Origin of the sequence: Idiomarina xiamenensis 10-D-4, assembly GCF_000299895.1 — a bacterium.
Lineage (GTDB): Bacteria > Pseudomonadota > Gammaproteobacteria > Enterobacterales > Alteromonadaceae > Idiomarina > Idiomarina xiamenensis.
Genome location: NZ_AMRG01000015.1, coordinates 56,156 through 67,358, shown reverse-complemented (window position 1 = coordinate 67,358; position 11,203 = coordinate 56,156). Strand labels below are relative to the sequence as shown.

Here is an 11,203-nt window from a genome sequence, read left to right as displayed (position 1 = left end):
GGCTACCCGCCGAAGCCGCTCCCAAAGAGTTAAAGGCGGTCATCAGAGTGGTTAACGACGCGTTTCAGCGGCTCGAAAAAGGCTTTCAGATCCAACAAGATATGCTCGCCACCACCGCTCACGAGCTGAAAACGCCGTTAACCTTAATGCGAAACGAAGTCGAAGCGCTGGATCCCATACCCGCACGACAATTGTTGCTAAATGATATTGACCAATTATCACGACAAGTTGGGCAAATTCTACATTTGTCAGAGGCCAGGGGCGTACAAAACTATCAATTTATTGAGTGTGATGTGGTCGAGTTAGCCGACGATGTGGTGCGTTATTTAGCACGTCTGGCCGACAGTCATCAGGTGCAGCTACAGTTACAGTTTAACGAGCGGATAGCATTGGTACGCGCCGATAAAGGTATGCTATTTGTGCTGTTAAAAAACTTGGTCGAAAATGCTATTTACCATGCCGAACCGCAAACCGCGGTGTGCATCGATTTACGCGAGCACCAGCACCCGGATACCGAGCAACACATACTGACGGTGAGTAACAAAGGACCCGCCATTACGGCCGAACATCGACGCCTGATCTTCAATAAGTTTTGGCGCGGTCCAGAGCGGCACCATGTCGGTGCCGGCTTAGGTTTGTCGATTTGTCAGGAAATAGCCGAAAAGCACGGTTGGCGGCTACGCGTCACCAACCATGCTACCCGTACCCTATTTGTGCTTTATAGCCAGCCTTTGCGCTTAAAGAACCAGTAAGGTGCAAAGCCCGACAGCAGCATGCCGACCAGTGCGCCGGGATAGCCGAGTTTTAGTGCTAATTCCGGCATAAACTCGAAGTTCATGCCGTAAATGCTGGCGATTAAGGTAGGCGGTAAAAACACCACGGCGGCAATCGAGAAGGTCTTGATAATCTGGTTCTGCTCGATGTTAATAAAACCTTGCGTGGAATCCATCAAGAAGTTGATTTTGTCGAATAAAAAGGTGGTATGCGACATCAAGGTTTCAATATCCCGGTTGATCTCGCGTAGCATCTCTATCGACGCATCGTCACGCTGGGTGTGGCGCAGCATAAAAGAAATATCGCGCTGGGTATCCAACAAACAAAGCCGCATTTTACCGTTACTATCTTCTAATTTGGCTAACTGACCGATAGCATCTTCTAACTCGGCGTCGTCGTCTTCTAATACCATATAGCTGACGTCTTCCAGTGAGCGGTGAATGTCCTCGAGGGTGTCGGCGTGGTTCTCGACTTTTTGGTCGAGCAGGGTGATCAGCAATTCGGTTGCTGACTTGGCAAACACCTGACCGCGGCGGGCGCGTAAGCGTAGCAAGCGAAAGTCAGCGACTTCGCCCTCACGAATGGTTACTAAACGATTCTTTTGTAAGATGCAGGCAACGGTTACCGTCTTATGACGACCCTCGGTGGGCGCTAAAAACAGCGCGTGTACGTGTAAGCCGATGTGGTCGACAAAGCAGCGTGCCGAAGCCTCGATTTCTTCAACATCATCTGATTCTGGCAATTCGGTCTTTAAAACTGAACTTAGCCAGTCTCGCTCTTGGTCGGTGGGTTCGAGGGCATCAACCCAGTGCGCCTGCTTGAGTTGCTCTAATGTTGGTGAGTCGGTGGTTATCTCGGTAATTTGACCATCTGGCTGGATGCCAAATAAACGTAGCATAGGCGTGCCTCCCTGAGGTGGATAATCGTGACAGCGGTTGCTTTAGTGTACTGTAGAGCGTTGCTCAAAAGCCAATCAGTTATAAAAATAAACCGCGATTCAGGTGCTTATCAACGCGAAAAGACCGAGTAAATGGCTGACAGGTGGGTCTGGACGGTGTTATACTTTGGTTTGCTTAGGGGCTGATTAGGATTCGACGGGATACACGAAACCCTAGGTGCATGCCGAGGTGAGGCTGGCCTCGTAAAAAGCCTCAAACATATAGTTGCAAACGACGACAACTACGCTCTAGCGGCATAATAGCCCGCTAGCCATCCACTCGCGCTTCGTCTGTGAGACGAGATTCGGATGGTCATCAAAGCAGACTCGCGTGGAGGCTTCGCCCGGAGCCAAAGCGTTAAACTCAATCGGGCTCGCCGTGTATGCAGCCTGTTAGTCGGCGTCAACACGGTTAACCAAAAGACTGACTAAGCATGTAGTACCGAGGATGTAGGTATTGCGGACGGGGGTTCAAATCCCCCCAGCTCCACCAATTCCTTACAAAGGGGATGTCTTACGACATTCCCTTTTTTTATGAGTTAATTCAGTTCGTTAACACTATCTCGATTAACCGAATAACTGTGTTTTTCACAACAAATTGTCATCTTTCTCTCCTCGATATTTTAGCTCTTCTGCATAAATTTCATCTCTTTTTCTCTATTTTGTATGAGTTGACTTAGTTGAACCTCATGATGGCTTGTAAGCCTGTTGGGGATATCGCTAATATTGGTTTTACCGCCCGCAATAAACTCTTGGGAACCTATAATTGCTTTACGCGCGGAAGCCTTCTTTATTGCATGACTCGTAAGCTCTGGTCGCCGCCGCGATATTCATCGTTATTACGAAAATCTAGATAAATGTTTCGATAACCGCATAAGGCTCCGTCCTCAATTCAGAACGGCTTTATCGTTTGTGAGAGCTTTTGGTCAATGTGCTCGCGCTTACTCATTGGCGATTCAAGCCAGTCATAATAGCTGCTTGAGCAAATACTCAACGCACGGCATATGGGTCTGACAGGATAGTGTAAAGAACCAGACTTGATGAACCGGTGCCATTTTTTATCGCGGCAACGCTGTAGTCATGAACAGAGAGCTGATTGAAGGCCTCTTGTTTAAACTCATCTGAATATCGAATACCTCTATCCATGATTTTTCCTCTTATGGTTTAAGTTACATTTTGCCATAAAAAGTGTCGGGAAGTGCCGGGCTTACTAGGGGGGGACGGTAAACCAGCCTGTCTATAGCTCTTAAGTGAACAAAATTGGACACTGTGGCTAGTATTGAGTAAGCAGTTACTTGCACCTAAAGCCCCAAGAAGTAGAGCTAATGTTATCTTCTATCATATATTGTATGGCACCGTTTCGTTATTCAATAGCAAGTAGCGCTGACTGACAGGGATGTATCAGGCGTAGGAGCAACGGCTTCTATAATAAAGAGTCAGAGTTTATCTATCTTAATGATATTAATGGTTTTTATGAATAACTAAATAGCCTCGCTCCATCAGGAGACCACTAGAGTCCTATTAGTTTCATTGTGATAGGGAAAATAATAATTTCTATTTAAGGCTTAAAAGGCTTCGTTTTACAACACTGTTCATCCCTCTATAACCAATGAATTTATTATAATAATCATTTTTTTTTGTTAAATTTAATGGTTGGTGTTTACATTTCGAGCTAAGAGGGGTAAGTTTTTTCTTAAGTTAAGTTCACGGAAGAGCGTAAAAACTCCATCTTGCGTATTTGATGCTCTCTATAAAGATTTAGCCTATTCTCGGCGTTTAGAGTTATCGTCTGGTTTAGCAATCAACACCATAGGGCGTTTTGTTCGGGTTGTTCTTTGCGTGAAGGTAAAGCGAACAGATGTTGTCTTCTCCGTTTATTTGGTGGTTATAAAATTGTTGGTTTCCTAATGATTGGTTAATAATCGTGCCATCGTGATTATTGTTTGTGCTATGAATCAATTTCTTACACACGTGTATTCTGCGCATTCAACCAGGATTGAGTTCCTTACCAAGGCTCTACTATTTAGCACAGCTAGTTGGGGGTTATTACATGAATATTATAGGCGTTATTGGTGCGGGCGTTATGGGGCGTGGTTTAGCTCAAGATCTTGCGCAACATGGACATCAGGTTTTGCTCAACGATATCAGCGAAGAGATATTGGCAGATGCAAAAAGCTCGATTGCTCAAAACCTTAGAGCGCAAAAGATGCTCGGCCAGAACCCTAAGATAACTGAAAGTACCGATACAATTATTGCTCGTATCACCACTTCCACCGAGTTAGATTTCATGGGCGATGCTCATTTCGTCGTCGAAAACGTAACTGAGAAGTGGAACATCAAAAAGCATATTTATCCTAAGCTCGACACAATCTGTCATAAAGATGTTGTATTCGCAGCAAATACCTCAGCAATATCAATCACTAAAGTTGGGTCGCTAACTAGCCGCCCTGACCAAGTTCTGGGTATTCATTTCATGAATCCGGTGCCTATGAAGCATACCGTTGAATTAATCAAAGGATATCACACATCGGAGAAATCCTTGGATGTTGCTAGAACATTCTTGGGCAGCTTCGGAAAACGTTCTGTATTGGTTAACGATGCTCCAGGTTTCGTTTCGAACCGTGTTTTGATGTTGACCATCAATGAAGCTGCTTGGTTAGTTCAAGATGGCGTTGCGAGTGCCACAGACGTCGATGACGTATTCGTTAGCTGTTTCGGTCATACCATGGGGCCTTTGGCCACTGGTGATTTGATTGGTCTGGATACGATTTTGTATTCCGTAGAAGTGTTGTACGAAGCATTTAATGACAGCAAATATCGTCCTTGCCCGTTGCTTAAGAAGATGGTCGATGCCGGTTTGCATGGTTGTAAGAATGGCGAAGGCTTCTTCAAATACTAAAAACTTATTAATTAGTACCTAACAGTAAATATTGGAGAACTATTTTGCAGCAAAATAAAGAGTTAGTCAGAGCTTTTTTTGGTCGTTTTTTCGAGACTGGCAACCTGACCGATGATCTGGATATTTTTAAAGCAGGTTTTGTGAATTCATTGTTCGCGATGCAGTTGATTGGTTGGATTGAGAAAAATTTTTCTACCACCGTTAGCGATGAAGATCTTAACTTGGCCAACTTCAATTCGGTGAATGCCATTGCCAATTTTATTGAGAGAAAAGGCGTTTAGTTGCAGTTTCGCTCAATAGGACAAGGATGGTAAATCTATGAACAAAATCAATGAAGTTGAGGCGCGCCGCGACGAATTTAGAGCATTTACGAGAGAGTTCGTCAGCCCCTACGCGACGCAACACGATAATGAAGAAAGAATTGCCGATCATATCGTTCCAGATTTGGCTAAGCGGGGTTATCTAGCACCTTTTATCTCCCAGAAATGGGGGGGGGAAGGTATGGATATGATCACCTTGGGTATGCTGCACGAAGAGATCGGCTGCGGCTGTTCGTCGGTACGTAGTTTGTTAACCGTTCACGGTATGTCTGCCTTTGCACTTAATCGCTGGGGTAGCGACGCATTGAAAGAGAAGTGGTTGTCTGCGTTGGTACGTGGCGAAAAAATTGGCGGTTTTGCTTTAAGTGAGCCTAATGCTGGTAGTGACGTTTCGGGCATTGAAATGACGGCTACGGTGCATGAAGACGGGTTCTTACTTAATGGCACCAAAAAATGGATAACTTTTGGCCAAATCGGCGATGTTTTCATTTTGATGGCTAAAGCTGAACAAGGATTTACCGCTTTTGTCGTTGAGAAAGACATGCCGGGTTTAACGATTGAACCGATTCTTGGAATGACTGGTACTCGTGGCTCAATGTTGGCACAACTCAACTTTAAAGATTACTTTGTTCATCAAGACAATGTTTTAGCCTCTCCCGCCTTTGGTAATGTTGTCATGTTATCAACACTTGTCTTTGGTCGCTTTTCAGTTGCCTCTGGCTCTGTTGGGATTATCCAAGCATCTATGGATGCAGTAATAGAGTATTCCGTCAGAGTCCAGCGATTTGGCAAGCCATTGTATAAACACCAATTAGTAGCCCAAATGATTACTAAAATGCTTTCTGACCTTACCGCATCACGCCTGCTGTGCCGTAATGCGGGCGAGTTGTTGGATAAAGCGGATCCTAGTGACATTCAAGCGGTATTCCTAGCGAAATACTTAGCTTCTACCAGCGCTGTTCGTGCTGCCGCCGATGCAGTTCAGATCCATGGCGCAAACGGTTGTACTGATAAGTACCCGGTCGAGCGATTGTTGCGTGATGCTAAGGTGATGGAGATTATTGAAGGAAGTACCCAAATACTCGAAGAAAAAATTGCTGATATTGAGTTGCAATCATACGAGCAACGGGACGGAAAGTAGAGGTGTAATCGCACAATTAGATTGTAAGGAAAGTCGGGAGTATGTTGGGTGCGCTCAAAGCACAAGTCTGTGTGACCTATTCCGCATTTTCTTAAAATTAAATGCCTAACAACAGATAGATAGGAATAGAGTCATGAGTGAAAAAAAGATTAAAGTTTTGATTTGGGATCTTGATAACACTGTTTGGGACGGTGTATTACTGGAGGACAAATCGGTAACTTTAAGGGCAGGTGTTGCCGATGTTATTAAGGAGCTTGATAGGCGAGGTATATTGCAGTCTATCGCTAGTAAAAATGCCCATGATGACGCGATGGAGAAATTGAAAGAGTTTGGTCTTGACCAATACTTTATATACCCACAAATCAATTGGAGTTCAAAAGCTGAAAGCGTCGGCATCATCACGCAGAGCATTAATGTTGGCATTGATACCATTGCGTTTATCGATGACCAGCCATTTGAGCGTGAAGAAGTGGCCTTTACTCACAAAGAAGTTTTGTGTTTAGAGGAAACCGAACTTGATAAATTACTCGATCGTGATGAATTCATGCCTCGCTTTGTCACATCTGATTCTAAAAATCGTCGTGCGATGTACCAGAGCGATATTACTCGTAATAAACTGGAAGAAGATTTTACTGGTCCTACCGAAGAATTTTTAGCGACTTTGAATCTTGAAATGACAATTACCCCCGCCACCGACGATGATTTGCAGCGTGCTGAGGAATTGACTCAAAGAACTCATCAACTCAATACTACTGGTTATACCTATACCTATGATGAGCTACGTAAGTTTATCGAGTCTGATGAACATGATTTGCTGATCGCGAGTTTAAACGACAAGTATGGCACTTACGGTAAAATTGGTGTCTGTCTCATTGAACGTAATCAAACCTACTGGAACGTCAAGTTGTTGTTGATGTCTTGTCGGGTCATGTCCCGTGGTGTCGGCACTATCATGATCAATCATATCATCAGTGAAGCCAGCAAAGCCGGTGTAACGCTGCGCGCGGAATTTATCCAAACCGACAGAAATCGCATGATGTTCATCACTTATCGATTGGGAAATTTCGAAATTCTTAAGCAAGAAGATAATCGATATGTGCTGGAAAATGATTGCACTAACGTTGCTAAACTACCGCCGTATATATCACTGAATGTTATAAAAGGCAAGTCTAAGCAGGAATGCGAAGTAGAATCGGAAATGGCATGAGTCATTTCGTTAAATTGGAGATTTCGCGATGAAATTATTAGGTTTTCTATTTCGTTATTCACCTAAATTTATAATTCTTGCTGCATTTTTTGGTGTTATTGGTGGTTTGGCAAGCACGGCTGTGCTGGCGATTATTAATGAGCACCTCAAAGACGTTAACGAGCATCAAGATCTATTGATTTTTTTTGGCCTTTGTATGGCTATCCTTATTGCCAACATTGCGGCACGAGCTTGTATTGCGGGATTATCGCAGTGGTCTGCTTTTGATTTAAGGCTACAGTTAGGTCGTCGCTGGGTTGATAAACCGCTTTCTCAGCTTGAAGGAGAGGGAAGTTCCAGATATATGGCGGCGATCACTAATGATGTCGATCGTTTATCTGTGTCGATGCAAATCATGCCGTCGATGTGTATCGACATCACCGTTATCCTCAGTTGTATGGTATATCTGGGCTATCTCTCTTGGGTGATGTTATTGATCATGATCGCTTTTATTGCGCTCGCCATTTTCACCCGTCACATTCCACAGAAAAAGTGCGACTCGTTATTGATCGAAGCCCATCGTCATGGTGAAGAAATCGTTGGTACGTACAATGCCATTCGTGGTGGTATCAAAGAACTTAAGATGAATAGAAAACGTTGGAATGATTTCTACGCCGGTGAATTGTATGAAATATCCGGTAAATTGCGAGACAAACGTTTTCGCGCTGAGTTGGTGTTTGGTTTGATTCGAGGTTATTCCGAGGTTATTTACTTCTTGTTTGTTGGCTTATTGATCTTTGGGGGCGGTGTCACCGGAGAGCTAAGTCAAGAGGTTGTCGTTGGTTTCGCCGTGACCTTGTTATTTATGAAGACCAATATCGATCATGTTCAAGAACACGTCGGCCAAATTGCACGAGCCCAGGCTTCTTTGAACAACTTAATCTCGTTGGGAGTTATCAGCCAGACCACATCGTTGACTTTATCTGATTTACGCTTGCGTTCAGATAAAGAAAAGTTGAAAAAAAATCTGGCGCTTGATGCTAAATTGCAAGAAAACCTACCGACCGCGTTGAAAAAAGAGATCCGTTTTGAAAACGTCGAATACCAATACGGTGAATCTGAAAAGGTTGAGGACGAAACAGCCTTTAAATTGCATCCAATAAATTTGAGTATCCGCACCGGTGAGTTGGTGTTTATCATTGGCGGTAATGGCAGCGGAAAAACCAGTTTTGCCAAAGTACTGTGCGGTTTATATACGCCAACTAAAGGCAAAATTTACGTTGATGATGTGGAGATCACGGAAGAAAATCGTAATTGGTACTCACAGTATTTTGGCTCCATTTTTTCTGACTCTTATTTATTTGACAAACTTTATGGCAGTGAGGGATTACCTGAACACGATGCTGAGGTAGAAGAACACTTAAAAGAGTTGAGGTTGGATAAAAAAGTCCAGATTTCAAAAGGTCAGTTTTCAACAACCGCACTTTCTCAAGGACAGCGTAAGCGTTTAGCTTTGGTCACCGCTTATGTGGAGAATCGCCCACTTTATTTGTTCGATGAATGGGCCGCCGACCAAGATCCTGAATTCCGTGAAGTCTTCTATCATAAAATTTTGCCGAGTCTGAAGCAAAAAGGAAAGACAGTTATCGTTATCAGCCATGACGACCGCTACTACGATATTGCCGACCGTCTAATTAAATTTGAAGGTGGTAAGATTGTTGGCAACACCGACCAGAAAAAGGAAGAAGATAATACGAGTCACGGCACCGCTCAAACTGATGGGCACGAGTATGTATAACTTAGTATCACCTATGCCCAGGTGAGCGCGTAGAGCTTGAGTAATTAATGGTGTCAACTAAAAGTGCTTGGAGATTTTATGTATAAGGATTTTAATTTGAAGGGAAGTGGTAATTCGCCGATGGGGACCGACGATGTTCAACTTGCTGAACAAAAGGATCTCATATCATATTATCGCGATGTGGCTCAAAGATTTGGTCAGCGCACGGCACTAACCTACCTTGAAAAGGGGGAAGAGCCTACTGACTCGGTAACTTTTGCCGAAATGGACAGACACGCCCGCTCTATTGCCGCTTACTTTCAAAGCCGGCAGGCTCAAGGTGCTCGGGTGGTTATGTTATTCAACGCTTCTATTGAATCTGCTTATACATTTCTCGGATGTATTTATGGCAAGGTCATTGCCGTACCCTTGCCTGCGCCAAGCTCAGCTAAACTTGACCGGTATTTAATGCGTGTGAAAAGCGTTATTTCAGACGGTAGTGCGCAATATTTACTAACCACCTCTGATATTCAAGAAAAATTACAGATGATCACCTCTGGGATGCCGGAGTTTGAAAATATCGAGTGGATAGCGGTGGACGGACTGCCTGATTATTCGGGAATGTGGGTGCATGAGGGCGTTGTAGATAACGATATTGCTTATCTGCAATATACATCAGGTTCTACTTCTACCCCTAAAGGCGTGATGATTTCTCATGCCAACTTGATGAGCAACATCAATTATATTGGTGTTAACAGTGGTTGCCATAAGGTTGGCACCAGTAGTATTTGTTGGATGCCGTATTTTCATGATTTCGGTTTGATTGAAGGCCTATTGGTTCCTTTGGCTTTTGGGATGCCAGTTTTTATTATGTCGCCATTTGACTTTGTTCATCAACCGTTTCGATGGGCTAAAGCGATTAATCGCTTTCGTATTTCTCATAGCGCGGGCCCCAACTTCTCCTATGCCCTGCTGGCCAGAAAGAGTAAAGATGAAGCGGAATTCAATTCGTTGGATCTATCTTGTTGGATTCACGCGGGTAATGCTGGGGAACCTATTAAAAAGCCAAATATGGATCTGTTTATAGAGACCTTTATGGAGGTCGGATTTCCAAGAGAAGCTATATGCCCTTGCTATGGATTGGCTGAAAACACCCTAATGGCAACTATGTCAGATGGCGGCATTAATTACTATGAAATAGACATCGCTGCGATGGAGCAAGGTAAAGCGGTATTGAGTAGCGGTGAAAATACCAAAATCATGACCGGTTGCGGCAAAGTTTGTTCTGGGTATTGGGACTACGACGTTCGTATTGTCAATCCGGATACTCATGAGTTGCTCGATGAGCAATATATTGGCGAAGTTTGGGTCAGTGGTATGTCTGTATCACAAGGCTATTGGAATAAAAAAGATCAGACCAAAGATAAATTCGGAAATGAGATTGTCGGTCTTCCGGGCCGCCAATATATGCGCTCAGGAGATCTCGGTTTTATGATAGGAGATGAATTAGTCATTACCGGTCGTTGCAAAGACCTTATCATCGTTGATGGGCGCAATATATATCCTCAAGACGTTGAATTTTCAGTGGAAAAATCTCTTTCATGCTTACGTTTAGGTTGTACCATCGCTTTTTCTTATGAAGAGGATGAAGCGACCAAAGTGGTGTTGGTTTGTGAAGTTAAAAAGGAATATCAAGTGATTGATGACGATCAAGTGGTAGATCTTGATTCCAAAAAGGTTTCGGCCAAATACATTAAACGTATAGCGTTAAAAGAGGTTTCTGAAGAAAGTCAACTGCGCTTGCATGATGTTGTTGTGTTACCTGAGGGGATTCTACCTAAGACCACTAGTGGCAAAGTAGAGCGTAGTGCCTGTAAAGCACGTTATCTTGATGGTTCTTTGACTGAAGGTGTTAAGCGGCGTTGATATGCATTTTCGGAATTCAAATAATTAAGGCATCACTGACGGCTAATCGTTGAAGAAATATCGTATTTTTTCTGGCAATAGTATTCGTTGAATTCGTGTTTAAGATTTTATTATCAAGTTGACGTGTACTTTGAAAGTATTTCCAGTAATTATTTCTCGATTCAAGGATCTGATTTAGGAAATTAATTTTTATAAATTATTTTTCGAGGAATAATTATTTATACGGTTACAACACTCACTATT

At 43.4% G+C, this 11,203-nt stretch carries 9 protein-coding genes and 1 other RNA gene; 8 read left to right on the top strand and 2 right to left on the bottom strand.

Annotation, left to right across the window (positions count from 1 at the left end; translation table 11 throughout):
- On the top strand, positions 1 to 752 hold a 752-nt coding region (locus tag A10D4_RS11135; RefSeq protein WP_008489602.1), incomplete at its 5' end, for a sensor histidine kinase.
- On the opposite strand, the gene corA is transcribed toward A10D4_RS11135, so the two are convergent.
- On the bottom strand, positions 719 to 1,672 hold the full coding sequence (corA, locus tag A10D4_RS11130; RefSeq protein ID WP_008489601.1) for a magnesium/cobalt transporter CorA: 954 nt from the start codon (positions 1,670 to 1,672) through the stop codon (positions 719 to 721). The genes A10D4_RS11135 and corA overlap by 34 nt on opposite strands.
- 178 nt (positions 1,673 to 1,850) lie before the next feature.
- Between corA and ssrA the strand changes: the two genes are divergently transcribed.
- Positions 1,851 to 2,204: a transfer-messenger RNA gene (ssrA, locus tag A10D4_RS13990) on the top strand.
- Positions 2,205 to 2,701: 497 nt separating this feature from the next.
- Here the strand turns inward: ssrA and A10D4_RS14130 are convergent.
- Complete coding sequence (locus A10D4_RS14130; RefSeq protein ID WP_156812150.1) at positions 2,702 to 2,857, bottom strand: hypothetical protein; 156 nt, start codon at positions 2,855 to 2,857, stop codon at positions 2,702 to 2,704.
- 904 nt (positions 2,858 to 3,761) lie between these two features.
- On the opposite strand from A10D4_RS14130, the gene A10D4_RS11125 reads away from it, so the two are divergent.
- The 6 genes from A10D4_RS11125 to A10D4_RS11100 all read left to right on the top strand — a co-directional run bounded on the left by A10D4_RS11125 (position 3,762) and on the right by A10D4_RS11100 (position 10,960).
- Entirely contained in the window at positions 3,762 to 4,610 is an 849-nt protein-coding gene (locus tag A10D4_RS11125; protein WP_008489600.1) for a 3-hydroxyacyl-CoA dehydrogenase family protein, read from the top strand.
- A gap of 44 nt (positions 4,611 to 4,654) precedes the next feature.
- Positions 4,655 to 4,891, top strand: a complete 237-nt coding sequence (locus A10D4_RS11120) for an acyl carrier protein (RefSeq protein ID WP_008489599.1) — start codon at positions 4,655 to 4,657, stop codon at positions 4,889 to 4,891.
- Positions 4,892 to 4,928: 37 nt separating this feature from the next.
- Positions 4,929 to 6,071 (top strand): acyl-CoA dehydrogenase family protein, encoded by a 1,143-nt coding sequence (locus A10D4_RS11115; protein ID WP_008489598.1) that lies wholly within the window; start codon positions 4,929 to 4,931, stop codon positions 6,069 to 6,071.
- Between the two features lie 133 nt (positions 6,072 to 6,204).
- Positions 6,205 to 7,278, top strand: a complete 1,074-nt coding sequence (locus A10D4_RS11110; protein WP_008489597.1) for an HAD-IIIC family phosphatase — start codon at positions 6,205 to 6,207, stop codon at positions 7,276 to 7,278.
- 28 nt (positions 7,279 to 7,306) lie between these two features.
- On the top strand, positions 7,307 to 9,055 hold the full coding sequence (locus tag A10D4_RS13725; RefSeq protein ID WP_008489596.1) for a cyclic peptide export ABC transporter: 1,749 nt from the start codon (positions 7,307 to 7,309) through the stop codon (positions 9,053 to 9,055).
- A 78-nt stretch (positions 9,056 to 9,133) separates the two neighbouring features.
- Entirely contained in the window at positions 9,134 to 10,960 is a 1,827-nt protein-coding gene (locus tag A10D4_RS11100) for a fatty acyl-AMP ligase (protein WP_008489595.1), read from the top strand.
- Positions 10,961 to 11,203: the final 243 nt, after the last annotated feature.

Bases quoted from the DNA above. Each gene is read 5' to 3' on its own strand.
- A10D4_RS13725 (WP_008489596.1), top strand. From the start codon at position 7,307: ATGAAATTATTAGGTTTTCTATTTCGTTATTCACCTAAATTTATAATT.
- corA (WP_008489601.1), bottom strand. From the start codon at position 1,672: ATGCTACGTTTATTTGGCATCCAGCCAGATGGTCAAATTACCGAGATA.
- A10D4_RS14130 (WP_156812150.1), bottom strand. From the start codon at position 2,857: ATGGATAGAGGTATTCGATATTCAGATGAGTTTAAACAAGAGGCCTTC.
- A10D4_RS11115 (WP_008489598.1), top strand. From the start codon at position 4,929: ATGAACAAAATCAATGAAGTTGAGGCGCGCCGCGACGAATTTAGAGCA.
- A10D4_RS11100 (WP_008489595.1), top strand. From the start codon at position 9,134: ATGTATAAGGATTTTAATTTGAAGGGAAGTGGTAATTCGCCGATGGGG.
- A10D4_RS11110 (WP_008489597.1), top strand. From the start codon at position 6,205: ATGAGTGAAAAAAAGATTAAAGTTTTGATTTGGGATCTTGATAACACT.
- A10D4_RS11125 (WP_008489600.1), top strand. From the start codon at position 3,762: ATGAATATTATAGGCGTTATTGGTGCGGGCGTTATGGGGCGTGGTTTA.